We start from the raw sequence: 23,323 nt of genomic DNA, 5'->3' as shown, positions 1-23,323 counted from the left end.
GTGTTATTCGTCGTTGCCCTTGCTGACCACCTGACGGCCGCGGTAGAAGCCATCCGGAGACACGTGGTGACGGAGATGGGTCTCGCCAGTGGCGTTGTCCACGGACAGAGCGGGTGCAGTAAGAGCGTCGTGCGAACGACGCATGCCGCGTGCGGAACGAGACTTTTTGTTCTGCTGTACAGCCATGACGGTAAGCTCCTGAGCTTTAGATATCGCGTTTCAAAGTTGCCAGCACACTGAAGGGATTGGGCTTCTCAGCCTTGTCCGAATCATCAGGGTCGGGCTGGAAGCCCGACGGATGCTGACAGTGTTCATCGGGATGCATGGGGACGGCCGGCAGTGCCAGCAACAGTTCATCCTCGATCAGCGCATGCAGATCAAGCGTCTCATCATCCACAATCACCGGTTCATAGGAACGGGGCAGCTGTCGGGCAGCCTCGTCACTATCCACGAACCCAACCACGCAACGGCTGTCGAGTGGCAATGTTACCGACTCCAGGCAACGCTGACAGATCAGCGTTACATCAAGGCGGTAGTGTCCCCGCATGAGCCGAACACCTTGTTCGTCACGCTCGAACTGCAATTGAACCTCGGCCAAGCCTGCCGGCTCATGCAACAGAGCGCTCAGACGCGGCATCAGGCGACTGTCGAGCTGCCCATTAAAGGCGACGGCGCGATCAGTCAGCTTGCGAGGTTCTACGTGTGCAGGTATGGGTCCGGACATAAGCGCGCAATTCTAGGGATACAGACCCCGTCTGTCAAAACAATTTGCAGGTCAAATCCGGCTTGCTGCACCAGTAGCCAGCATGGCTAAAATGCGGCTCCACCTGCTCACGGAGTCAGTCATGCCTGCCCTGCTGCTCGCTTCTTCCTCACCCTGGCGCCGCCAGTTACTTGAACGCCTGCGCGTCCCCTTCGAGTGCGCCAGCCCGGACATCGATGAAAGTCCGCTGGCGGGAGAAAACCCCGAGCAATTGTGCCTGCGCCTGGCAGAAGGCAAGGCCCTCGCGCTGGCAGCGGAGTATCCGAACCACCTGATCATAGGCTCGGATCAGGTACTGCTGCTTGACGGCCAGCCGGTCAGCAAACCGGGCACAGCCGAGGGCGCCTTCGAGCAACTGCGCCGCTGCAGCGGACGGCGCATCAGCTTTTATACCGCGCTGGTGCTGCTGAATACCGCCAGCGGGCGCCTGCAACGCCATTGCGAGCCGTTCCATGTGCATTTCCGCGAACTGGATGATGCGCGCATCCGTCGCTATATAGCGCTGGAGCAACCCTGGGACTGCGCCGGCAGTTTCCGCGTCGAGGGACTGGGCATCAGCCTGTTCAGCGCCCTTGAGGGCCGCGACCCGAACAGCCTGATCGGCCTGCCGCTGATTGCCCTGTGCGATATGCTGGCAGAGGAAGGGGTTATTATCCCGTGATCGATCAACGCACTCATCTTCCGTGTTCCGTGCAAGCTCCATTGCTGGCAGTCAGTGCTGGACACGCCGCAAGTACATCCCTGTAGGCTCGCGCCCAGCCATCCCTGGCCGGGCACGGTCCAGCACTGACTACCAGCAATCGAGCCGCATCAATCCGAGCGAGCAAAGACCCTGGCCTTGACACACTACTCAGCGTAACCCCGGCGCCCCGAACCCAAGGTGCAGCGCCAGGGTATTGCCGACACTGGTACCGAGCTGGCGGGCGAAACGCTCCAGCGGTGATTCGCGGTAACTGAAGTCGACCAGATTGTCGACGCCGACCACATCCCGCGCCACCGTCGAGGAACTGGCCAGACCATCCACCAGGCCCAGCTCCAGCGCCTGCTCACCGGACCAGACCAGTCCGCTGAACATATCCGGATGTTCCTTCAAACGATCACCACGCCCCTGCACCACCTGATCAATAAACTGCTGATGGGTAGTCTGCAGCACTGACTGCCAGAACTCGCGCTCATCCGGCTTTTCCGGCTGGAACGGATCAAGGAATGCCTTGTGCTCGCCGGCGGTGTAGGTGCGCCGCTCGATACCCAGCTTGTCCAGGGTGCCGACAAAACCGAAACCGGCAGCGGTTACGCCGATCGAGCCCACCAGACTGGCCTTGTCGGCATAAATGCTGTCAGCGGCGGCAGCTATATAATAGGCACCGGAAGCGCCCAGATCGGTAATCACCGCGTGCACCTTGATATCCGGGTGCAGGCCGCGCAGCCGGCGGATCTCGTCATACACATAACCGGCCTGCACCGGACTGCCACCGGGACTGTTGATGCGCAGGATCACCGCACGGGTCTGCTCGTTCTCGAAGGCCCGGCGCAGTGCGGTGACCAGATTGTCGGCACTGGCCTCCTGACCCTGGGCAATCATGCCGCGCACCTCAATCAGCGCCACATGCGGCTTGCTCATCGCCTGTCGCGAATCCAGATTGGCCAATGGCGAAAACAGCGCAATTGCGCCAAACAGATAAAGGAAGGTCAGGCTCTTGAAAAATATGCCCCAGCGCCGCGCCCGGCGCTGCTCGATGATTGACGCCTGCAGACTGCCCTCAAGCAGCTTCCAGGCCTTGGCATCCTCGACAGTTCCCGGCATGCCGGCAGATTCACGGGCCTGCATTGGACTCTGGGTCCAGCGATCCTCAGACATCAGACAATCTCTCCATATGAACGCCCGGCCAGGCGCGAGGCCAGCCAGACATCCAGTTGTTGAAAATGATCCAGACACACGGCGGGCGCATGCGGCAACAGCAACTCGCGTGACTGCGCGCCGTAGCTTACGGCTATCGGCGTCACCCCGGCATTGTGCGCCATCTGCAGGTCAAATCCGCTATCACCAACCATTACCGCCTGTTGCGGAGTACGATCCAGCTCACCCAGCAACTCATAGAGCATGCGCGGATCCGGCTTGCTGGCGGTTTCGTCGGCGCAGCGGGTGGCATCAAAAAACCGCTGCAGGTCATGCAACTGCAAAATCCGCTCAAGACCACGCCGACTCTTGCCGGTAGCCACTGCCAGACGTAACCCCTGCTGACGCCAGCCATGCAGCGCCTCCAGCACCCCGTCAAACATCGGCGAGGGCTGCTGCTCCAGCTCCAGATAAGTATTGCTGTAGGCACGGCCAAGACGCTCGATCAACGCAGGGTCATCCAGTTGCGGGTAGAGCACGGCAATCGCCTCCGGCAAACCAAGCCCGATAATGCCACGTACCGCCTCATCGCTGGCTGGCGGCAAGCCCACCTGATCAGCAGCCAGCTGCATGGCGGCGACAATCTTGCTGACCGAATCCACCAGGGTGCCGTCCCAATCAAAAATCAGCGTATCAACCACGGTAGCCTTCCAGTTTTGTCAGCAAACTGTCCCACTCCTCACCCGGCTCGGCGGACACTTCCAGCCATTGCTCATCCGGCAACTGCACGCGCAGCGAGCGCGCATGCAGAAACAGTCGCCGACTACCCAGGCCGGCAATCAGCCGACTGAAATCCTCATCACCATACTTGTCATCCCCGGCAATCGCATGCCCGGCATGTCGGGCATGCACGCGGATCTGATGGGTACGCCCGGTAATCGGCCGTGCCTCAATCAGCGTTGCCACATCCTCAAAGCGTCGTACCACACTGAATTCGGTAAGCGATTCCTTGCCCTCAACGTTAACCTCAACCATACGTTCGCCAGATCGCAGATTGTTCTTGCGCAGCGGCGCATGCACCTTGCGCAGCGAGGTCGGCCAGCGTCCGCGCACCAAGGCCAGATAGCGCTTGTCAACGCCGTCACCACGCAGCGCGGCATGCAGGTGGCGCAGCATGCTGCGCTTTTTTGCAATCATCAGGCAGCCCGATGTATCCCGGTCCAACCGATGCACCAACTCCAGTTGCGGGCAGTCCGGGCGTAGCTGTCGCATCGCCTCGATCAGTCCGAAACTCAGCCCGCTACCGCCATGCACCGCCAGACCCGCCGGCTTGTTGACGATCAGCAACCCCTTGTCCTCATACAGCACACAGCTTTCCAGGTGCTCCAGCAGCCCCTTGCCCAGCTTGGCCGGCTGGTCCGGCTCGGGCAGGCGTACCGGCGGAATGCGCAACTGGTCACCCGCCTGCAGGCGGTATTCCGGCTTGACCCGCCCCTTGTTCACGCGCACCTCGCCCTTGCGCAAGATACGGTACACCAGGGTGCGTGGCGCGCCCTTGAGTCGGGTCATCAGGAAGTTGTCGATGCGCTGTCCGGCCTGATCCTCGGTGATCAGTTCGATGCGCACAGACGGACTTGGCGAAGTGCTTGCGGGGGTATCGGTTTTCATCGGCGCATCATACATTTTTTCTTGCATTTGAAGCACTTGATAATTGCTGCTATAGTCCGCCGAGCTGCGCGTCATGCAGCCGGGAAACGCCGTTGAAAATGCCGGCGAAACATCCCAGAAACATCGGTCAGAGCCGATCCGCGCAACGCAAGGGCGTCGTGGATGACAGGCCAGCCACAGTACACCTGCCCCACCGGCAGGTGATAGGTAATTTAAACCCGCTCTGCGCAAAGCCGCTAGCGGCACCCGATTTGATGGGTAAGTGTCCAGGTGGAGATGCACAGCTTCAGGATCATGTGACCAGCGTTGACAGCCGCCTTTGCAGGCTGTCCCAGTCCCCAGTCCGGCTGATTCCTCCCCCAAGAAGTTCTCTGTACTCGCCAGCAACAGTCGTGCTGTCACTGCCCAGGGCAGTGACAATTGATCTGCAAAGGGCAAGGTTGGCCCAAACAGAAACACACCTGACACCTCGTTAGAGTCAGGGTGCCGTGTGCGTGCGATCCGGCAAGCAACTGGAACGCCAACGGTACTTATGAAAAGAATGCTCATCAACGCAACCCAGCCCGAAGAGTTGCGTGTCGCACTGGTAGATGGCCAGCGCCTGTTCGATCTGGATATTGAATCCGGAGCCCGTGAACAGAAAAAAGCCAACATCTACAAGGGGCGTATTACCCGGGTAGAACCCAGCCTGGAAGCCGCCTTCGTCGAGTTCGGCTCTGAACGTCACGGTTTCCTGCCGCTCAAGGAAATCTCCCGCGAGTACTTCATCAAGCAGCCGGAAGGCCGCGTCAATATCAAGGACGTACTCAAGGAAGGTCAGGAAGTCATTGTCCAGGTCGACAAGGAAGAGCGTGGCAACAAGGGTGCTGCACTCACCACCTTTATCAGCCTGGCCGGCCGCTACCTGGTACTGATGCCGAACAACCCGCGCGCCGGTGGCATTTCCCGCCGCATCGAGGGTGAGGAGCGCAACGAACTGCGCGAAGCACTGAACAGCCTGAATGTGCCCGCCGATATGGGCATGATCGTTCGCACCGCCGGACTTGGCCGCAGCGCCGAGGAACTGCAGTGGGACCTCGATTACCTGCTGCAACTGTGGGGCGCGGTAAAGACCGCCTCCGCCGAGCGCCCTGCTCCGTTCCTGATCTATCAGGAGTCCAATGTCATCATCCGCGCGATCCGCGATTACCTGCGCCAGGATATCGGCGAGGTGCTGATCGACAACCCGCAGGTTCGCGACGACGCACTGGCCTTCATTGACCAGGTGATGCCGCAGTTCGCCAGCAAGATCAAGCTGTACGAGGACAGCGTGCCGCTGTTCAACCGTTTCCAGATCGAAAGCCAGATCGAAACCGCCTTTGAACGCGAAGTGAAACTGCCCTCCGGTGGCTCCATCGTCATCGACCATACCGAAGCCCTGGTTTCCATCGACATCAACTCGGCGCGCGCCACCAAGGGCGGTGACATCGAGGAGACCGCGCTACAAACCAACCTGGAAGCAGCCGAGGAAATCGCCCGCCAGTTGCGCCTGCGTGACATCGGCGGCCTGATCGTCATCGACTTTATCGACATGACCCCGGCGAAAAACCAGCGGGCAGTCGAGGATCGCATGCGCGAAAGCCTTGAGGCTGACCGTGCCCGCGTGCAGATTGGCCGCATTTCGCGTTTCGGTCTGCTGGAAATGTCCCGTCAGCGCCTGCGCCCGTCACTCGGCGAGACCAGCGGTATCGTCTGCCCGCGCTGTAACGGCCGCGGCACCATCCGCGATGTCGAGTCGCTGTCACTGTCGGTACTGCGCCTGATCGAGGAAGAAGCACTCAAGGACCGTACCGCCGAGGTGCGCGCACTGGTGCCGATCAGCGTCGGCAGCTTCCTGCTCAACGAGAAGCGCGAAGTGCTGGTGAGCATCGAGAAGCGTACCCGCGTGCGTCTGCTGGTGATCCCCAGCGAGGCCCTGGAAACGCCGCACTTCGATGTTCAGCGCCTGCGTGATGACAACGAGTCCGTACTCAGCGGCGAAAGCAGCTACAGCATCAGCGTGCAAAGCGAAGAAGAAGCCGCTCCGCAGCCGGTCAGCCAGACCCGCACCGTGGTCCGCCAGGAAGCTGCAGTCAAGGCTATTGCGCCCTCACGCCCGGCACCGGCGCAGACCGCTGCCGAACCCGCTCCGGCCACCGCTCATACCCAGTCGCTGGTAGATACCCAGCCCGGTCTGTTCAAGGGCATGATCCGCTCACTGGTATCGCTGTTTGCCCAGAACAAGCAGCCGGAAACAGACGTGCAAGCCGAGCCGTCCAAGCCGCAGCGTCAGGCGCAGCGTTCGGATGAGCCGCGCCGCAATGACGAGCGCCGTAACAACCGCAACCGCCGCAATCGCAATGATCGTGGCGAACGTGGCGATCGCCCCCGTCAGGAACGCGCACCGCGAGAGGAACGTGCCGAACGCGCACCGCGAGAGGAACGCCAGGAACGCCCGAATCGTGAGGAGCGCCAACCGCGTAACGAGCGTGCAACACCGGCCGCCTCCCCGCAGGTCGAGGGTGAAGTACGTGACAGCAGCAGCGAAAACCGTGGTGAAGGCCGCCGCCGTCGCCGCAATCAGGACAGCGAAACCCGTGATACAACCCGCCAGACAGCGGTAGCTGACGAGGCCGCCGTTCAGGCGCCGCAGCGCCAGCCGCACCCGGCTGCCAGCGAAGTCGCCGGGGTTGCTGTTGCCGCTGCAGCCAGCACTGCCGCTGCCGAACTGGTCGAGGATATTGCCGACAGCGCGGATGAATCCAGCGAAGACAATGCCGTCGACGGACAGGAGCGTCCGCGTCGCCGTTCACGCAACAGCCAGCGCCGCCGCAACAACCGTCGTCGCCCTGAAGCTGAAGCCCAGAACGAGGCTGAAACTGATGCCGACGGCACAGCTGTCGAGCAGCAAACCGAAGCAGGGATTGCTGCAACAGCAGCCGCAGCCACCAGCATCGAAAATGTAGCCATCGAGCCGGTTAGCCAGCCTGTCGAGCAGACCCTGGGTGAAACCGCTGAAGTATTGGAAGCCTCATTGGCCAGTGCCGCCAGCCGTTTTGCCGAGCAGCAGTCCAGCCAGCTGGATACCCAACTGAGCCTGGAACAAGCCGCCGTTGAAGCCCCTGCACAAGCCGAAGCCCAGCCGGAGCCGGTTGCCGCTGAAGCACCTGTTGCCGAGGTCAGCGAGCCCCCTGCAGCAGTAACAGTCGAGCCGCAACCCGCCGCAGAAGCAGCGCCCGAGGCACAGCCTGAAGCGATGCCAGCCCTGACCGAAAGCGGTCGCGCCTACAATGACCCACGCGAAATCCGCCGCCGTCAGCTGGAAGCCAAGCGCCTCGCCGAGGAACAGGCGGCTGCCGAGCAGGCCCAGGCCGATGCGCCCAGCCCGGCTGTCGACGCAGCAGAACCGGCAACTGAAGCTACCAAGGTTGTCAGCCAACCGGTTGCAGAAGCAACCGTCGAGACAGCCCAGCCGGTGGACAACGACACAGCACCTGTCGCGGTGGCCAGCGAAGCGGCTGTCGAGCCCGCAGCCCTTGTCGAGACTGAGGTAGCTGCCGAGACCGCACCTGTTGCAGAGCCACAGGCCGACCTGCCTGCCGAGGTTGCCGCCGAGGTTGAACAGCCGGCCAGCGAGCCACTGCGTCCAGAACAGGCCAGCCTGCTGATCGAGCCCGGCAGCGATGCTGACGGTGAGGCAGAACCGCAGGACGCGGTACAGCCGAGCACTGCAGTGGAGCCTGAACAGCGTTGATCCAGCGCTGCCAGCAAAAAAGGGGATGCCAATCGGCATCCCCTTTTTTATTCAGCAAACGCTGATCAATTGCACAGCATCCTGACAACCTGTTAATCGGTTGTCGCGAAGGCGCAGAACCTGTTTGATCTGTGTTTTCTTTTAACCGACCTGCCCCAGTAACACCGGTTCACGCTCCAGCGCCACGCCAAACCGTGCCTGCACATCCGCTGCTACGGCATCGGCCAGGACCAGCACATCCCGCCCACGGGCACCACCATGGTTGACCAGCACCAGCGCCTGCTCGCTATGCACACCCACAGGCCCAAGTCGACGGCCTTTCCAGCCGGCCTGCTCGATTAACCAGCCCGCCGCCAGCTTGTACTGACCACCCGACTGAGGATACTGCGGCAACTGCGGATACTGTTCGGCCAGCGCCAGTGCCTGGTCCGCAGCGACCAAGGGATTTTTGAAGAAGCTGCCGGCATTACCCAGCACATCCGGGTCCGGCAGCTTGCTACGGCGGATAGCACAGACCAGTTCGGCCAGCAGCCGTGGGTCCGGGCGCTTTACCCCGGTCGCCTCCCAGGCCTGACGCAGCGGCGCATAGTCGATCCGGTGCAGCGGACGACGCGATAGCCGCAGCCGGATACGCAGTATCAGCCAGCGTCCCGCCTGCTGCTTGAACAGGCTATCCCGGTAGGCAAACCGGCAATCCTCGCGAGTCAGGTGCAGGCACTCACCGGTCTGGCGATCCAGTGCATCCAGACTGTCGAAACAGTCGGCCAGCTCGACGCCATAGGCACCGATATTCTGCACCGGTGCAGCGCCGGCAGTTCCCGGGATCAGGGCCAGGTTCTCCAGGCCTGAGAGGCCCAGATCAAGCGTCCAATTGACCAGTTGATGCCAGTTCTCCCCTGCCTCGACTTCCACCAGCAGGCTGTCCGGATCACGCTGCAGCACCCGCCTGCCGCGACTGCGTATGACAACCAGCAGACCCGACAACGGACCGGCCAGCAGCAGATTGCTGCCGCCACCGATAATCTGTAGCGGCCAGCCGTTACGCTCGGCCAACGTCAGGCATTCACGCAGCTGGGCGGTAGTTTCAACCTGACAGAAATACTCGGCGGTTTCGGCCAGATGAAAACTGTTCCAGGGTGCCAGATCGACCTGCTGCCGGACATCAATCACAACAGCAGCTCCAGCCGATCAAGCAGGGCATCACTGGCCTGTTCCAGCAAGTCAAGCACCTGTTCAAAGCCCTGTTCACCGCCGTAGTAAGGGTCCGGCACCTCGCACTCACCAAGGCCGGCATGTGCCAGCAACAAGGCAAGTTCCGCCCTCGGGCTGGCCGGCGCACGCTGACGCAGGGTGCGCAGATTATCCTGATCCATCGCCAGCAACAGGTCGAACTCCTGAAAGTCCGCCGCCCTGACCTGACGCGCACGCAGATCATCCAGCCGGTAACCGCGCCTGGCCGCTGCTGCCTGCGAACGGGCATCCGGCGGCTTGCCGACATGCCAGTCACCGGTACCTGCCGAGTCAATCTGCAGGCGCTGACCGAGTCCACGCTGATCGGCCCGTGCCCGCAACACAGCCTCTGCGCTGGGCGAGCGGCAGATATTGCCCAGACACACCATCAGGATACGCATTCAGGCCCCGCTGATCAGTTGCCGAACCCGCTCCAGATCCTCGGCGGTATCCACACCGGGCTGTGGCGGCACACAGGCATCAGCGACGTGGATGCGCTTGCCGAACCACAGGGCTCGCAACTGCTCGAGGGATTCGGCCTGCTCCAGCGGCGCCGCCGGCCAGCTGACGTACTCATGCAGAAAGCCAACCTTGTAGGCATACAGACCTATGTGGCGGCGGAAACTGCACAGCGCCGGCAGCAACTCCGGGCGTCCGGCGGCAAAGTCGTCACGACACCAGGGCATCGGAGCGCGGCTGAAGTACAGCGCATAGCCCTGATGGTCACAGACCACCTTGACCGCGTTCGGGTTGAACAGGGTGGCACTGTCGCTGAAGGGTTCTGCCAGGGTGGCAATGCTGGCCGCCTCGAAACGTCGCAGGTTGTCGGCCACCTGATCGATCAGCGCCGGTGGCAGTAGTGGCTCATCACCCTGCACATTGACTACCGCATCGTCATCCTTGAGGCCCAGCTTCACGGCAACTTCCTGTAGACGGTCGGTACCCGAGGGGTGATCGGTTCGGGTCATGACCACCTCGGCACCAAAGTCACGACACACGGCGGCAATGCGCTGGTCATCGGTGGCCACCGTCACGCTCTGCGCATGGCTGCGGCAGGCCTGTTGCCAGACGTGCTGGATCATCGGCTTGCCGGCAATCGGCAGCAGCGGCTTGCCCGGTAGCCGGGTCGAGGCATGCCGGGCCGGAATGATTACGTGGAACATGTCAGCGATCCAGCTTCTCGTCGGCGTCGAGGGAGCGTGCCTGGTTCTCCAGCATGACCGGAATGCCGTCACGTATCGGGAATGCCAGGCCGTCGGCACGGCACCAGAGCTCGGTCTTGTCGGCAGTCAGGATCAACGGGCCCTTGCACAGGGGGCAGGCAAGGATATCCAGCAGTTTAGGGTCCATCGGCTTCTCCAGAATCGGGTCGGGGGGTGACGTCTGCTAACATCAAACGCGCCTCGAGGGCTGCCACAAAGGCGGCACCGGGCTCACCGTCGATGCGCAGATACCACCAGTTGTCGCGGGCAAACGCCAGGCATTTTACGGCATCCTTTTCGGTCATCAGCAAGGGCCGTCCATTATCCAGCTGATCCAGCAGCGCCGCATCATAGCGGGCATGATCGGCAAACGCATGGCATTCCGGATGCAGCCCGGCGGCGATCAGGCTGTCGAAGAAACGTTGCGGATTGCCGATACCCGCCAGCGCCACCACCTCGGACTGATCCCAGCTAACCAGTTCACGCTGCTCGCCCGTCTGCAGATTGACCAGCAGGCGTGCCCGTAGCGGCATGGCAAAACCGTCGGCACTGTCCTGCATGGCACCGGTACGCACACAGAGTACATTTTCCTGCAGCCGCTGCGGAGGCTCGCGCAGCGGCCCTTCCGGCAAACAGCGGCGATTGCCCAGCCCTCGCTGGTGATCCAGCATGACGATTTCCAGACTGCGCCCAAGGGCGTAGTGCTGCAGGCCATCATCGCTGATCAGCACGTCAACCGGCTGCTGTTCCAGCAAAAAACGCGCGGCGCGTACCCGCTGCGGATCCACCACCACCGGCACCCCGCATCGACGGGCAACCAGCAACGGCTCGTCACCGCAACGCTCAGCACTGTCGCGTTGCGCATCAACCCGCCACGGCAGTTGCGGCGGCTTTCCACCATAACCGCGACTGATTACACCCGGACGCAATCCACGCTGCTGCAGATAATCGACCAGCCAGACCACCATCGGGGTCTTGCCGGTACCACCGACGGTGATATTGCCGACCACAATCAGCGGTACCGGCGGCTGCCAGACCCGCTGCGGATCAGCCAGATAACGCTGACGGCGACGGCGCGCCAGCCAACCGAACAACAACGACAGCGGACGCAGCAGAATCAGCCAGCGGCTGCCCTGATACCACGCCCTGGTCAGTCGCTGTTCAAGTCCGCCACTCACTCCGCGGCATCCTCCGGCAACTCGGCAGTGGTCAGACGCAAGCGGCTGAAACCGAGCTTGCCGGCGGCGTCCATGGCAGTAATCACCGACTGATGGGGAGTCAGCGCATCGGCAGTAATGACTACCGGCAGATCAAGATTGCCGGCTGACTCACGTTCCAGCGCGCGCATCAGATTTTTCAGATTGGGGTCGGCAAGGGTCTGCTGGTTTACCGCAATGCTACCCTCGGCAGAAATAACCACCTCGATCTGTTCGGGACGATCGGCAGGCACCTGTTCGCCGGTCACCGCCTGGGGCAGATCTACGCGCAGCTGGGTCTCGCGGGTAAAGGTGGTGGATACCATGAAAAAGATCAGCAGCAGGAAAACCACGTCGATCAAGGGGGTCAGATTGACCCCGGCATCCTCGGGACGCTGTCGGCGAAATTGCACGATCAGCCCTCCTTGCGCGGCTTGCCGCTCCTCGGCTTGGACGCTGGCGGACGCGGTGCAGCCGGACGTTGCTCGCCGGTAAAGTCAGCCTCACGATTGCCCTGCACCACCTCAACCAGCCGGGTCGCCTCCTGCTCCATGGCCACTACCAGCTCATCCACCCGGCGCATGAAGAAACGGTGGAAGAACACCGCCGGAATCGCCACGGTCAAACCCGCCGCAGTGGTAATCAGCGCCTTGGAAATACCGCCAGCCAGCACGGCGGTATTTCCGGTGCCCTGCAGCAGGATGGCATTGAATACGTCGATCATACCGATCACGGTTCCGAGCAGACCCAGCAGCGGCGTAATTGCAGCAATGGTGCCCAAGGTATTCAGATAACGTTCGAGTTCATGAATGACTCGTGATGCCGCTTCCTGAATACATTCCTTCATCACATCACGGCCATGCTGAGCGTTGCTCAAACCGGCAGCCAGCACTTCACCCAGAGGGGAACCTGCACGCAAGGTTTTGAGTGCATTGGCATCCAGTTTGCCATCGCGAACCTGCCGCCATACGTTAGCCACCAGACCGGCTGGTGCAACCCGCTTGCCGCGTAGTGTCCACAGGCGCTCCAGCACGATCGCCAGAGCAATCACCGAGGACAACAGAATTGGCAGCATCAGCCAGCCACCGGCACTGATCAGTTCCCACACAGGTCCATCCTCCTTATTGTTCAGGTCGGCTACTCTAGCACAGGGTTTTGCTCCTGAGGCCGCTCTGCGGGAGGCATGGGCAGATGCCAGAAACGCGCTGCCCGTTGCCGCCATTGCCACTCCATACGCGGCTCTGCTGCTTCAGTACCAAGCACCCAGCGCAAGGCACCGGAGCGCGCAGTATAAACCGGTTGCACACCCAATTCGCGATAGCGTTCTACAACCGTTGGATGCGGGTGGTTGTAGCTGTTGTAGCGGCCGGCGCTGAAGACAACCCAGTGAGGAGCGACTGCCCGGATAAAGGCATAGGAAGACGAACTACGGCTACCGTGATGTGGTGCCAACAAGACATCCGCAGCCAGGGTTTTGCCCAGCATGCGGTATTCGGTGCGAACGCCGATATCACCAGCAAGCAGCACTGCCTGCTCGCCAGCCAATACACGCAACACACAGGAACGCTCATTGGCAGGTGCCGGCATGCCCTCTGCATGCACCACCTCGAAGCGCACCCGATTCCAGTACCAGTGTTCTCCGGGCACGCAGGGCTGCGCCCGCAACGCCTCCGGCAAGCGCTCGGACTCGCCTGCCAACACCTTGCCAATGGGTAGTCGCTGCCGCAACGCGGGGGCACCCCCAGCATGATCATTATCCGCGTGACTGATCAACAGCAGATCCAGACGATCCACGCCCAGTTGCCGTAACGCAGGATAAACAACTGCCTCACCAATATCGAAGCCGCTGGGCAAGCGCGCACCTGCGTCATACAACAAGGCGTACTGCCGGGTCTGCAGCAATACCGACAAGCCCTGCCCAACATCCAGCACAGTCACCCATAACTGCCCTTCCGAAGGGCGCGGCTGATACGGCCAGACCAGTGGCAACAGACACAGGATGCCGGGCAGCAGCATCAAGCGTACCAAAGGTCCAAGCAGCATCAGCGTGCCAAGCAGCGCGATGCACCAGGCCAGCCAGCCGGGAAAAGGCAACAGATGCGGTTCAGGGCTGGCCAGATAGCCGAGCAACTGAAACAGCCATTCAAGCAACAGAGCCGCAAACTCCAGGGGCGCGGATATGCCAACAAGCAGGTACAACAGGCTTCCGGACAGAGCCAGCGGCACTACCAGCAAACTGACCCAGGGAATGGCCAGCATATTGACCAATGGCGCATGAACGGAGCCCGGCATGGCCCAGAACACCAGCCAGGGCCAAAGCCCGACAAATACCAACCACTGCGGCCGCAGCCAACGCCACCAGACACCTCGGATGGCCAAGCGTCCACCCATGCCGAACAGCAGCACTGCCACCGCCATGAAGGACAACCAGAAGCCGGCCCGCAGCGGGGCTGCAGGTTCAAGCAGTACCACAAGCAACAGTGCGCCCAGCCAGGCAACCCAGGGATCCGGCCTTCGGTAGAGCACCCGCGCCAGCAGTAACAGCGCCAGCATCAGCAAGGCGCGTCGAGTCGGCACAGCAAAACCGGCCAGTGCCGCATAGAACGCAGCCGTCAGCAGAACCGGCGGTACAGCCAGCCAAAGACGAGGCCAACTGCGTGGCAGAATACCTGCTCGACCGGCCAGCACCAGCAAGGCAAATACAGCAGCCGCCAGCATGCCCACATGCAGGCCTGAGATAACCATCAGATGACTGGTACCCGTAGCCTGCAACACCTTCCAGTCATCGGCAGTCAGCTGATTCCGGTCACCACTGATCAGCGCCAGAACCCGGGTATCCCTGTCCGCCGCCTGCAATACCATGGCAAGCTGCTGCCCCAGCGCATAACGCAGACGGTGCAGTAACTGCATCTGCTGAATATCCAGACGTTCACCGTGACGCACACTGGCCAAACCGCCAATACCTTCGGCGTACAACCATCGCTCGTAATCGAAACCACCGGGATTGCTCATGCCCGCAGCCTGCCGCAGGCGCACATCGAAGCGCCAAAGCTCACCCGGCATGACAGGCTCACCGGCAAACCAGTGCACTCGTAAATCCGGCAAGGGTTCGGCATTGTCCTGATGCACAGAGGTCAAACGAAAGCGCCACCCCAGCTCTGTCTGCTCAGGCAAGCCGGCAACAACGCCCTCAATGATGCGTCGCTGGCCATCCAGCGCAGGATCAAGCCTGGCCTGCAGCAACGCATGGTGCTGAAAGCAGCTCAGTGAAAATGCCAGAAAAAAGGCAGATGCCGGCCACAGCTTTCTGCTTGGCCGGCCCAACAGCAATGCGCCCCCCGAGAGTATCAGCAGCCAGCCAATGGAAGGCAGCAATGGAAGCGCCAACGGCGATACCAGACCGGCGGCAAAGCCCAACAACGTCAGTCGGATGGATATGGCTGACACATGCATTCACCTCTTCCCTGGTCTGGCAGTAGAGCCCGCCGTTCATTCCATGCATAATTGCAGCGACTTCCTGTAGCCCGTGCCTCTGCGATGCCGCGCCAGCTTCTGAAACGCTACATACCCAGCCCGGAGCGGATCAAGAACACCAAGTCGCTGCGCTTTCTCGGCGAATTGCTGCATGATCCAAACCTCTGGCACCTCAACCGTCACGGTGTCGCGCGCGCCATGGCGATCGGCTTGTTCGTCTGCATGTTGCCGATTCCGATGCAAATGCTCGTATCTGCCGCACTGGCAGTGCCCTTGCGTGCCAATCTGCCCATTTCCGTTGGCCTGGTCTGGCTTACCAACCCGGTTACCATGCCGGCGATTTTCTTTGCGCAATACCGCATAGGCACCCTGTTGCTGGGCACCCCTGAACGGCATATTCCGATGGAACTGTCGCTGACCTGGCTGGCCAGCGAACTCCAGCATATCTGGCAGCCATTGCTGACCGGTGCGGTCATTAGTGGCGCCGTGCTGGGTTTCTGTGGCTATGCAGCCACCATGTTGTATTGGCGCTACTGGGTGTCGCGCAACTGGAAGCTGCGCAAACTGAGACGCCGTCGGCATTCCTGAACAGAACATGCCGACAGCAGGCAGTCAGCTCAGCCTTGCCAGGGCGCCAAGTGGCCATCATCCAGCAACAGCGCGCGATCCATACGCGAGGCCAGTTGCAGGTCGTGAGTGACTACCAGGAAGGTGGTATTGAGCGTCTGGCTCAGCTCCAGCATAAGCTGCTGGATACTTCGCGCCGTGTGCTGATCCAGATTGCCGGTCGGCTCGTCCAGCAGCACACAGGCAGGCTTGTTAATCAGCGCCCTGGCAATCGCTACTCGCTGGCGCTCACCACCGGACAACTCGGCAGGCTTGTGCTCGGCACGCGCCTGCAAACCCACACGCTGCAACATGGCCATCCCCAATTCCCGTGCCCGGGAAACCGGCGTCGAACCAATCAACAGCGGCATGCAAACATTTTCCAGCGCACTGAATTCCGGCAACAGATGGTGGAACTGGTAAACAAACCCCAAATCGCTGTTACGCAGCCGCCCACGCTCGGACTCGCGTAACGCAGACATCTGCCTGCCCGCCAGCCATACCTCGCCGGACGTGGGCGTATCCAAACCGCCGAGCATGTTCAGCAGCGTGGTCTTGCCAGAGCCGGAACTACCGACAATGGCCACACGCTCGCCTGCCAGCAGGCGCATATCCACTGCACGCAAGACATCAAGCTGCTGCGGGCCGACCGAATAGCTTTTGGTCAGCTGGCGGCATTCGAGAACCACATCAGTCATAACGCAGGGCCTCCGCCGGTTCGGTACGTGCGGCGCGCCAGGCCGGATACAGGGTAGCGAGGAAACTCAAGCCAAGACCGGCCGAGCAGATCAGCAGCACATCATTCCAGATCAGCTGTGACGGCAGGTAGCTGATGAAATACACATCGGAGCTGAGAAACTGGCGGCCAAGTAACCCTTCGATCCAGGCCACTATCTCGGTGACATTCAGCGCCGCCAGCACTCCCAGCACACAGCCGGCCAGTGTTCCGGTAACGCCAATTACCGAGCCCTGCACCATAAATACACCCATGATCGAACGCGGTGACGCACCCAGAGTGCGCAAAATGGCAATATCCGCCTTCTTGTCGGTCACCACCATCACCAGCGTGGAAATGATATTGAAAGCTGCCACTGCAACAATCAGCAACAACAGCAGGGAGATCATGGTCTTTTCCATACGGATGGCGGCAAACAGGTTGCCGTGGCTGCGCGTCCAGTCTTGCGCATAGAGCTCCCCTGGCAAGGTTGCCACCAGATCCCAGGCCACCCGTGGCGCCTGAAACAGATCGTCCAGACGAAGACGTAAACCCTGTACCTCGCCTGGCTGCATCCGCGACAGCCGGCCGGCATCTGCGATATGTACCAGGGCCAGCGAGCCATCCAGCTCTGCGCCGACCTTGAATACACCGGCCACAGTAAATCGCTTGAGTCGTGGAAAGACCCCGGCAGGTGTTACCGACGCCTCAGGCAAGACAAAGGTCAGCTTGTCCCCGACCTGTACGCCAAAACGTCGCGCGGTCAGCTCCCCAACGACAATACCGAACTCGCCGTCACGCAAGTCGGTCAGAACACCCGCCTGCATATGCTGCTCGATGATGGAAACCTTGCCTTCGTGTGCCGGGTCAATGCCATTCACCAGTACCGGTGCAACAGCCCCGTTATGGGTGAGCATGCCTTGCATCTGAATGAACGGAGCAACCCCTTCAACTCTGGGATGCTCAAGCAGTTGCCCGGCCAGATCCGGCCAGTTACCCAGCGGCTGGTAGCCATTCACTGTGGCATGCGGCACCATGCCCAGAATGCGGGTGCGCAGCTCACGGTCGAAGCCGTTCATGACTGACAGCACCAGGATCATCACCATCACGCCCAGGGTGAGGCCAAGCATGGAAATCAGCGAGATAAAGGATATGAAATGATTGCGACGCTTGGCCCGGGTATAGCGCAGGCCAATAAACAGCGGCAGTGGTCTGAACATGGATAAGCCGTAACAGGAGAAGGGCCGGAGCCGGAGTGCATATCGGATCGACATGTTACACTGAAGCACGACAATGTTAAGGGGCCCGGGACGGTTTTTTGCCGGCCGGACGCTCACCGTTCAGCAGGGAGCCAAGCATGAGCAGTGACGAGGAAAGCCGCGAGTTTTTCCGCATAGAAGACCGCGTTGCGTTGCGCTTCGCTGTCGCCGGCCAGCCACAGGCCGACCAACTGAATACCCTGGAGTCACCGCTGTTCGACCTGTTGGGCGAGTTACACCTGCTGGATTACGAATCTCAGCACCTGCTCCGCCAGATCGCCGAGCGCGACCGGACACTGGCCAGCTATCTGAAAGGGCTTAACCGGCGCATCGATCTTCTTGGGCGGACGCTGGCCACCGAACTGAGCGGTGATCTTGGCCCCCAGCAAGATATCACGCTGAGCGAAGGAGGCCTGTCATTCCGGCACCTGCAACCGATTGAACCAGACACCCCGCTGAACCTCAGCCTTATTCTGCTTCCTGCACCGCTCGGCCTGCGCCTCAAAGGCCGCGTCATATATTGTCGAAAAGAATCCGAAGGCGACTGGCTGGTCGGCGTCAACTTTGAAGACCTGGGTGATGCCCAGCGCCAGTTGCTGGCCCGCCATATAGTGCAAAAACAGGCGCAGGAAATTCGCGCCAGCAAACAACAGGAAGGGACCCCATCATGATCAGCACACTGACCCGAAGCGCCTTGCTCAGCCTGCTACTTGTCTTCTCGGCGGCGCCAACTGCCGATACCCTGCAAATACCTCTGGGCCAGCAAGGCGTCAGCCAGAGCTTGCCTTTGCCGGAGCGCGGCAGCAGCCCGGAAACCGTCCTGCGCGAGTACGGCGAGCCACGCCAGCGCCACGCGCCGGTAGGCCAGCCGCCGATCAGCCGTTGGGACTATGCCGACTTCAGCGTCTACTTTGAATACCGGCATGTGGTACACGCGGTGCGCCACCACCAGCGCAGGAATCCCTGATGCCGGCACTGCAGATATACGGCCATCGTGGCGCCCGCGCCGAAGCCCCGGAAAACACCCTGGCCAGCTTTCGCCGGGCGATTGATGCCGGGGTAACCCGGGTGGAACTGGACCTGCACCTGTCCGCCGACCAACAGCTGATGGTGATTCACGATCCAACCCTGAAACGTACCACCGGCCTGCATGGCAAGGTCGCCCAGCACAGCGCAGACTACCTGCGCCGGCTGGATGCACGGCATGCCCTGCCCGACTGGGTCGAACCCTGCCCGATTCCCAGCCTTGATCAGCTATTTGCCGCCTGTCCGGAAATCCGCCATTACCAGCTGGAAGTGAAAAGCGGTTCGACTGAACAGGCACGTCGGGTGCTGTCGGCCATCCTGCAGCTGGTTGAGCAGTTCGGACTGCAAGAGCGGGTAACAGTTACCTCCTCCAGCCGCACCCTGCTGCGCCAGGCGCATACCAGCAATTACCCGCTGCCGACCGGACTGGTCGAGGAATACGGGCTGCTGGATCCGGTCAAGAGTGCCCTGCGCTACGGCTGCCGCATGCTGGTGCTGAACTGGACGCTATGTAGCCCGGCGCTGCTGGCGCGTGCCCGGCAAACCGGACTGCATGTGTCGGTATGGACGGTGAACGAGCCGGAACTGATGCAACACCTGGCCACCCTGGGCGTCGACAGCCTGATCACCGACCGTCCAACACTGGCCATGCAACTGTTTCCGGATGCCGGGAGTTGACACCAGATGACTGAATGCCTGCTGGCGATTGACCAGGGCACGACCAGCAGTCGCGCCATTCTGTTTGACCGGCTGGGGCATCCGCTGGCCACCAGCCAGCAGGAATTTACCCAGTATTTTCCGCATGACGGCTGGGTTGAACACGATGGCGAGCAAATATGGCAAAGCACCCTCTCGGTTTGTCGCCAGGCAATCCGTGACAGTGGTATCAGTCCCGGACAAATTGCCGGCATCGGCATTACCAACCAGCGCGAAACCACCCTGCTGTGGGATGCCTGCACCGGCGAACTGCTGCACCGGGCGATCGTCTGGCAGGACCGGCGCACTGCGGATTTCTGCGAACAATTGCGCCGCGCCGGCCATGAGCCGCTGATCAGCGAGCGTACCGGCCTGCTAATTGATCCCTACTTCTCCGGCACCAAGCTGCGCTGGCTGCTCGACAACGTGCCCGACGCCCGCCAGCGCGCCGAGCGCGGCGAACTGCGTTTCGGCACTGTCGACTGTTTCCTGTTATGGCGTTTGAGCGGTGGCAAGGTGCACCGCACCGATGCCAGCAACGCCTCGCGCACCTTGCTATTCAATATCCACAGCCAGCAATGGGACCCGGACCTGCTGCAGTTGCTGGACATACCAGCCAGCCTGCTGCCCGAGGTGATGGACTGCGCCGCCCACTTCGGCGAAACCGATCCCGAGCTGTTCGGCAGTGCCATTCCGATCTGCGCCATGGCCGGCGACCAGCAGGCGGCGCTGGTTGGCCAGGCCTGCTTCAGCCCCGGCATGGTCAAGAGCACCTACGGTACCGGCTGCTTTATGGTGATGAACACCGGCAGCCAGCCGGTGACCTCCAGCAACCGGCTGCTGACCACCGTGGCCTATCGCCTTGACGGTCAGGTGACCTATGCCCTGGAAGGCAGCATCTTCGTCGCCGGCGCCGCCGTGCAGTGGCTGCGTGATGGCCTCAAGCTGATCCAGCATGCCGGCGAGACCGAAGCCCTGGCGCAACAGGCCGACGAACACTCCGGGGTCTATCTGGTACCGGCCTTCACCGGTCTGGGTGCGCCCTACTGGGACCCGCAGGCACGCGGGGCTATCTTTGGCCTGACCCGCGATACCGGAATTGCCGAGATCGTCAGCGCCGGCTTGCAGTCAGTGTGCTTTCAGACCCGTGACCTGCTGGAAGCCATGACCGCCGACGGCGCCCATGCCACGGCGGCACTGCGGGTGGATGGCGGCATGGTAGTGAACAACTGGGTGGTGCAGTCGCTGGCGAACATTCTCGGGGTGCCGGTGGAACGGCCTCAGATCACCGAGACCACCGCACTTGGCGTGGCCTATCTGGCGGGGCTGCAATGCGGTCTGTTTGACAGTCTGGAGCAGATTGCCGCGCACTGGCGCTGCCAGCACAGCTTCAGTCCGCAGATGGATGCAGAACGCCGCGAATCCCTGTATCAGGGCTGGCGCGAGGCGGTACAACGGGTCAGAAGCCAGCACGACCCGGCCTGACGGCCGGGTCGTGTGACGGGACAGCGCTCAGCGGCGAACCATAAAGGTTCGGCCGGCGGTGAAGGCACCGATGATCAGTACCGAGCCAATCGCCGGCACCCAGTACCCCTCAATCTGCGGAATGGTGCGCAGGAACACGAAGGCCACCGCCATCGGCGCGATAAAGCGCACCAGGAACTGCCACACAGCAAACCAGCGGTCGTTGGTGTTCATTTCACGCAGCACTTCCTCGCGGGTCAGTGCCCAACCGGCAAACAGCGCGATCAGCAAACCACCAACCGGCATCATGATATTGGTCAGGAACTCCAGCACATCAAAGGGCGAGCGGCCGAACAGTGCGTGGGACCAGGAATCCTTCTCCCAGACATTGAAGCTGAACACCGTCAGCAGGCCCAGGGCCCAGCAACCGAGCACCATCACGGTCACGGCCAGCGGCCGGGACATGCCAAAGCGCTCGACCAGCCAGGCCGCTACCGGCTCGACCAGTGAGATCGCCGAGGTCAGGGCTGCGCCAATCACCAGAATGAAGAAGATACCACCAAGGATGGAGCCGCCCGGCAGGTCGGCAAAGGCAATCGGCAAGGTGACGAACATCAGGCCCGGTCCCTGACCGGCCTCCATGCCCGCACCAAACACCAGGGCAAAGATCGCCACACCGGCCATCAGTGCAATCAGCGTATCCACCAGCGCAATGGAAATTGCCGTGCGGGTCAGCGACGCCTCGCTGGACATGTAGGCACCGTAGGCCATGATCGCCCCCATGCCCAGACTCAGAGTGAAGAACGACTGGCCCATCGCCTGCAGCCAGCCCTCCAGGCTGAGGTCCTCCAGATTGAAGGTAAACAGGAAGCGCATGGCAGCCCCGGCATCACCGACAATTACCGCATAGCCGAGCACGATCAGCAGAATCAGGAACAGTGCCGGCATCATAAAGCGCAAACTGCCTTCAATCCCCTTGTGAATGCCCATGCCGACAATCAGCCCGGAAGCCAGGATGAACAGCGTATGGTAGGTCAGCAGCAGCTCCGGGGAGCCGAGCAAGGTGCCAAAGGCCGCCCCTATGGTCTCGCTGTCGGCGCCGGCCAGCTCACCGGAAAACAGCAGCCAGGTGTAGTGAATCGCCCAGCCGGCAATCACCGAATAAAAGCTCAGGATGATAAAGGCTGCAGCGGCGCCCATCCAGCCGATCGTTTGCCAGGCCGCACTGGTCCCATGGCTCTCGGTCAGATACTTCATGCCCATGATAGGACTGCGCCGGCTGGCACGACCCAGCAGGGTTTCAGCAATCAGGATCGGAATACCGACCATGGCAATGGTCAAGGCATAGATAAGGATGAAGGCGCCGCCGCCGTTCTCGCCAGTCAGGTAGGGAAACCGCCAGAGGTTGCCCAGACCGACGGCGGAACCGACTGCAGCCAGCAGGAAGGTGCCCTTGTGGGTCCAGATGTTCTTTGCACTCATTGGCAACAGGGTCCAGAGTCAGATTGTGTGGAAAATATGCGTGCTGAAGGGTAGCACATCCCTGTTGTACCCCCCCGCAAGCCATGGCCGACGGGATTCAGGACCAAAAAAAAACCCCGACTCTTGCGAGTCGGGGTTTTATGTTGGTCGGAGCGACTGGAATCGAACCAGCGACCTTCTCGTCCCGAACGAGACGCGCTACCAGGCTGCGCTACGCTCCGTTTGTGAGCCGGCATTTTACCGAAAATGCCTGCCAGCACAAGGCCCGCCTGAAAAAAAATTGCAGTAATGACAGATACCTGCGCCGATCAACGCCCCACAAGGGCATGCTGTTCAGTCCCAGTCCTGTGGCTGGTTGGCATTATGCAGGCGCGGATCATCCGCCGCCAGCTGCACAACTCCGTGCGTCTGGCCGAGCAGCCAGCGCAGCGGGCTGCGCCCATCCGCCGCCCAGCAGGCCTCCAGACTGTCCAGGCAATTGCGCGGCAATACACAGAGCAAGGGTTGCCATTGCTCGCCGGCGCGCACCAGGCAGGGCTGCTCCGGATGCGCGGCAGAACACGCCAGCAGCGCATCCAGCAGCGCTCCGTCAAGCGCCGGCAAATCGCAGGGCAACACCAGCAGATGACTGCCACGGCAGGCACGCAGGCCGGCAAGCATCCCCGCCAGAGGACCCGGGTAGTCCGGCAGCGGGTCGCCGACCAGCTGATCCGCCCATTGGGCATAGATTGCCTGATTACGATTGCAGCTGATCAGCAACTGGCCGACCCGGGGACGCAGCAAACTTGCCAGCCGCGCACTGACCACCTCGCCGCGCCACTGCATCAATCCCTTGTCACGCCCACCCAGACGGCTGCCCTGACCGCCGGCCAGCAATAGTCCGCTGACTGGCGCAAAAGAGGTATTCGACATGGCTGGTCTCCGGCGAAACGG

At 61.5% G+C, this 23,323-nt stretch carries 23 protein-coding genes, 1 tRNA gene and 1 pseudogene; 7 read left to right on the top strand and 18 right to left on the bottom strand.

Translation table 11 applies throughout. From position 1 onward, the window contains the following. Positions 1–3: 3 nt before the first annotated feature. Entirely contained in the window at positions 4–186 is a 183-nt protein-coding gene (gene rpmF, locus BMZ23_RS05870; protein ID WP_093473967.1) for a 50S ribosomal protein L32, read from the bottom strand. Between the two features lie 19 nt (positions 187–205). Beyond that, entirely contained in the window at positions 206–637 is a 432-nt protein-coding gene (locus tag BMZ23_RS05865; RefSeq protein ID WP_177197231.1) for a YceD family protein, read from the bottom strand. A 208-nt stretch (positions 638–845) separates the two neighbouring features. Between BMZ23_RS05865 and BMZ23_RS05860 the strand changes: the two genes are divergently transcribed. Continuing rightward, positions 846–1,424, top strand: a complete 579-nt coding sequence (locus BMZ23_RS05860) for a Maf family protein (protein ID WP_093473961.1) — start codon at positions 846–848, stop codon at positions 1,422–1,424. Between the two features lie 189 nt (positions 1,425–1,613). Here the strand turns inward: BMZ23_RS05860 and BMZ23_RS05855 are convergent, their stop codons facing one another. From BMZ23_RS05855 to rluC, 3 genes are read right to left on the bottom strand one after another with little or no spacing between them, the layout of a single operon-like run. Beyond that, positions 1,614–2,621 carry a S49 family peptidase gene (locus tag BMZ23_RS05855; RefSeq protein ID WP_425431663.1) on the bottom strand — a complete coding sequence of 336 codons (1,008 nt, stop codon included), beginning with the start codon at positions 2,619–2,621 and terminating at the stop codon, positions 1,614–1,616. Beyond that, entirely contained in the window at positions 2,621–3,301 is a 681-nt protein-coding gene (locus BMZ23_RS05850) for an HAD-IA family hydrolase (protein ID WP_245748133.1), read from the bottom strand. The genes BMZ23_RS05855 and BMZ23_RS05850 overlap by 1 nt, the downstream gene beginning before the upstream one ends. Continuing rightward, positions 3,294–4,268, bottom strand: coding sequence for a 23S rRNA pseudouridine(955/2504/2580) synthase RluC (gene rluC / locus BMZ23_RS05845; protein WP_093474260.1), 975 nt, complete (start codon positions 4,266–4,268; stop codon positions 3,294–3,296). Before rluC ends, BMZ23_RS05850 begins: the two co-directional genes overlap by 8 nt. 532 nt (positions 4,269–4,800) lie before the next feature. Here rluC and rne point away from each other — a divergent pair. Next, positions 4,801–8,040 carry a ribonuclease E gene (gene rne, locus BMZ23_RS05840; RefSeq protein WP_218143572.1) on the top strand — a complete coding sequence of 1,080 codons (3,240 nt, stop codon included), beginning with the start codon at positions 4,801–4,803 and terminating at the stop codon, positions 8,038–8,040. Positions 8,041–8,181: 141 nt separating this feature from the next. Here rne and murB read toward each other — a convergent pair whose 3' ends face one another. The 8 genes and pseudogenes from murB to BMZ23_RS05800 all read right to left on the bottom strand — a co-directional run bounded on the left by murB (position 8,182) and on the right by BMZ23_RS05800 (position 15,115). Further along, positions 8,182–9,210, bottom strand: a complete 1,029-nt coding sequence (gene murB / locus BMZ23_RS05835) for a UDP-N-acetylmuramate dehydrogenase (protein ID WP_093473955.1) — start codon at positions 9,208–9,210, stop codon at positions 8,182–8,184. Further along, positions 9,207–9,671 carry a low molecular weight protein-tyrosine-phosphatase gene (locus BMZ23_RS05830; protein WP_093473952.1) on the bottom strand — a complete coding sequence of 155 codons (465 nt, stop codon included), beginning with the start codon at positions 9,669–9,671 and terminating at the stop codon, positions 9,207–9,209. Before BMZ23_RS05830 ends, murB begins: the two co-directional genes overlap by 4 nt. Continuing rightward, positions 9,672–10,433: a 3-deoxy-manno-octulosonate cytidylyltransferase gene (kdsB, locus tag BMZ23_RS05825; RefSeq protein WP_425431662.1), complete on the bottom strand. Its 762-nt coding sequence runs from the start codon at positions 10,431–10,433 to the stop codon at positions 9,672–9,674. It lies immediately after the preceding gene. Between the two features lies 1 nt (position 10,434). Then, a complete protein-coding gene (locus BMZ23_RS05820) occupies positions 10,435–10,620 on the bottom strand; it encodes a Trm112 family protein (RefSeq protein WP_093473949.1) in 186 nt (61 codons plus the stop codon). Then, complete coding sequence (lpxK, locus tag BMZ23_RS05815) at positions 10,610–11,650, bottom strand: tetraacyldisaccharide 4'-kinase (RefSeq protein WP_093473946.1); 1,041 nt, start codon at positions 11,648–11,650, stop codon at positions 10,610–10,612. Before lpxK ends, BMZ23_RS05820 begins: the two co-directional genes overlap by 11 nt. Further along, a complete protein-coding gene (locus BMZ23_RS05810; protein WP_093473943.1) occupies positions 11,647–12,081 on the bottom strand; it encodes an ExbD/TolR family protein in 435 nt (144 codons plus the stop codon). Before BMZ23_RS05810 ends, lpxK begins: the two co-directional genes overlap by 4 nt. 71 nt (positions 12,082–12,152) lie before the next feature. Beyond that, positions 12,153–12,776: pseudogene (locus tag BMZ23_RS05805) on the bottom strand (MotA/TolQ/ExbB proton channel family protein); the annotation flags it as partial. 29 nt (positions 12,777–12,805) lie between these two features. After that, positions 12,806–15,115, bottom strand: coding sequence for a DNA internalization-related competence protein ComEC/Rec2 (locus BMZ23_RS05800; protein ID WP_218143571.1), 2,310 nt, complete (start codon positions 15,113–15,115; stop codon positions 12,806–12,808). Between the two features lie 90 nt (positions 15,116–15,205). On the opposite strand from BMZ23_RS05800, the gene BMZ23_RS05795 reads away from it, so the two are divergent. Further along, positions 15,206–15,730 carry a DUF2062 domain-containing protein gene (locus tag BMZ23_RS05795; protein WP_093473934.1) on the top strand — a complete coding sequence of 175 codons (525 nt, stop codon included), beginning with the start codon at positions 15,206–15,208 and terminating at the stop codon, positions 15,728–15,730. A 29-nt stretch (positions 15,731–15,759) separates the two neighbouring features. On the opposite strand, the gene lolD is transcribed toward BMZ23_RS05795, so the two are convergent. Both lolD and BMZ23_RS05785 read right to left on the bottom strand, forming a co-directional pair. Further along, positions 15,760–16,446 (bottom strand): lipoprotein-releasing ABC transporter ATP-binding protein LolD, encoded by a 687-nt coding sequence (lolD, locus tag BMZ23_RS05790; RefSeq protein ID WP_093473931.1) that lies wholly within the window; start codon positions 16,444–16,446, stop codon positions 15,760–15,762. Continuing rightward, entirely contained in the window at positions 16,439–17,683 is a 1,245-nt protein-coding gene (locus BMZ23_RS05785) for a lipoprotein-releasing ABC transporter permease subunit (protein ID WP_093473928.1), read from the bottom strand. Before BMZ23_RS05785 ends, lolD begins: the two co-directional genes overlap by 8 nt. A gap of 137 nt (positions 17,684–17,820) precedes the next feature. Between BMZ23_RS05785 and BMZ23_RS05780 the strand changes: the two genes are divergently transcribed. The 4 genes from BMZ23_RS05780 to glpK are packed head-to-tail and all read left to right on the top strand — an operon-like array spanning position 17,821 to position 20,929. Next, positions 17,821–18,393 (top strand): PilZ domain-containing protein, encoded by a 573-nt coding sequence (locus BMZ23_RS05780; protein WP_093473925.1) that lies wholly within the window; start codon positions 17,821–17,823, stop codon positions 18,391–18,393. Further along, complete coding sequence (locus BMZ23_RS05775) at positions 18,390–18,689, top strand: hypothetical protein (protein ID WP_093473922.1); 300 nt, start codon at positions 18,390–18,392, stop codon at positions 18,687–18,689. The genes BMZ23_RS05780 and BMZ23_RS05775 overlap by 4 nt, the downstream gene beginning before the upstream one ends. After that, entirely contained in the window at positions 18,689–19,426 is a 738-nt protein-coding gene (locus BMZ23_RS05770) for a glycerophosphodiester phosphodiesterase (protein ID WP_093473919.1), read from the top strand. The genes BMZ23_RS05775 and BMZ23_RS05770 overlap by 1 nt, the downstream gene beginning before the upstream one ends. A gap of 6 nt (positions 19,427–19,432) precedes the next feature. Further along, complete coding sequence (glpK, locus tag BMZ23_RS05765; protein WP_093473917.1) at positions 19,433–20,929, top strand: glycerol kinase GlpK; 1,497 nt, start codon at positions 19,433–19,435, stop codon at positions 20,927–20,929. 27 nt (positions 20,930–20,956) lie between these two features. On the opposite strand, the gene BMZ23_RS05760 is transcribed toward glpK, so the two are convergent. The 3 genes from BMZ23_RS05760 to mobA form a co-directional block, all read right to left on the bottom strand. Next, entirely contained in the window at positions 20,957–22,390 is a 1,434-nt protein-coding gene (locus BMZ23_RS05760) for a sodium-dependent transporter (RefSeq protein WP_093473914.1), read from the bottom strand. Positions 22,391–22,534: 144 nt separating this feature from the next. Next, positions 22,535–22,611: transfer RNA gene (locus tag BMZ23_RS05755), tRNA-Pro, on the bottom strand. 112 nt (positions 22,612–22,723) lie between these two features. After that, positions 22,724–23,302 carry a molybdenum cofactor guanylyltransferase MobA gene (mobA, locus tag BMZ23_RS05750; RefSeq protein ID WP_093473911.1) on the bottom strand — a complete coding sequence of 193 codons (579 nt, stop codon included), beginning with the start codon at positions 23,300–23,302 and terminating at the stop codon, positions 22,724–22,726. Between the last annotated feature and the right edge of the window lie 21 nt (positions 23,303–23,323).

The organism is Halopseudomonas yangmingensis, from assembly GCF_900114825.1.
Lineage (GTDB): Bacteria > Pseudomonadota > Gammaproteobacteria > Pseudomonadales > Pseudomonadaceae > Halopseudomonas > Halopseudomonas yangmingensis.
Note: the sequence above shows the minus strand (reverse complement) of the source record. Positions and strands in the feature narration are given on the sequence as shown.

Excerpts from the sequence above, each read along its gene's own strand:
- rpmF (WP_093473967.1), bottom strand. The coding sequence starts at position 186 with ATGGCTGTACAGCAGAACAAAAAGTCTCGTTCCGCACGCGGCATGCGT.
- BMZ23_RS05865 (WP_177197231.1), bottom strand. The coding sequence starts at position 637 with ATGCCGCGTCTGAGCGCTCTGTTGCATGAGCCGGCAGGCTTGGCCGAG.
- BMZ23_RS05860 (WP_093473961.1), top strand. The coding sequence starts at position 846 with ATGCCTGCCCTGCTGCTCGCTTCTTCCTCACCCTGGCGCCGCCAGTTA.
- BMZ23_RS05855 (WP_425431663.1), bottom strand. The coding sequence starts at position 2,621 with ATGTCTGAGGATCGCTGGACCCAGAGTCCAATGCAGGCCCGTGAATCT.
- rluC (WP_093474260.1), bottom strand. The coding sequence starts at position 4,268 with ATGAAAACCGATACCCCCGCAAGCACTTCGCCAAGTCCGTCTGTGCGC.
- rne (WP_218143572.1), top strand. The coding sequence starts at position 4,801 with ATGAAAAGAATGCTCATCAACGCAACCCAGCCCGAAGAGTTGCGTGTC.
- BMZ23_RS05830 (WP_093473952.1), bottom strand. The coding sequence starts at position 9,671 with ATGCGTATCCTGATGGTGTGTCTGGGCAATATCTGCCGCTCGCCCAGC.
- kdsB (WP_425431662.1), bottom strand. The coding sequence starts at position 10,433 with ATGTTCCACGTAATCATTCCGGCCCGGCATGCCTCGACCCGGCTACCG.
- BMZ23_RS05820 (WP_093473949.1), bottom strand. The coding sequence starts at position 10,620 with ATGGACCCTAAACTGCTGGATATCCTTGCCTGCCCCCTGTGCAAGGGC.
- BMZ23_RS05795 (WP_093473934.1), top strand. The coding sequence starts at position 15,206 with ATGCCGCGCCAGCTTCTGAAACGCTACATACCCAGCCCGGAGCGGATC.
- lolD (WP_093473931.1), bottom strand. The coding sequence starts at position 16,446 with ATGACTGATGTGGTTCTCGAATGCCGCCAGCTGACCAAAAGCTATTCG.
- BMZ23_RS05785 (WP_093473928.1), bottom strand. The coding sequence starts at position 17,683 with ATGTTCAGACCACTGCCGCTGTTTATTGGCCTGCGCTATACCCGGGCC.
- BMZ23_RS05780 (WP_093473925.1), top strand. The coding sequence starts at position 17,821 with ATGAGCAGTGACGAGGAAAGCCGCGAGTTTTTCCGCATAGAAGACCGC.
- BMZ23_RS05775 (WP_093473922.1), top strand. The coding sequence starts at position 18,390 with ATGATCAGCACACTGACCCGAAGCGCCTTGCTCAGCCTGCTACTTGTC.
- BMZ23_RS05770 (WP_093473919.1), top strand. The coding sequence starts at position 18,689 with ATGCCGGCACTGCAGATATACGGCCATCGTGGCGCCCGCGCCGAAGCC.
- glpK (WP_093473917.1), top strand. The coding sequence starts at position 19,433 with ATGACTGAATGCCTGCTGGCGATTGACCAGGGCACGACCAGCAGTCGC.
- BMZ23_RS05760 (WP_093473914.1), bottom strand. The coding sequence starts at position 22,390 with ATGAGTGCAAAGAACATCTGGACCCACAAGGGCACCTTCCTGCTGGCT.
- mobA (WP_093473911.1), bottom strand. The coding sequence starts at position 23,302 with ATGTCGAATACCTCTTTTGCGCCAGTCAGCGGACTATTGCTGGCCGGC.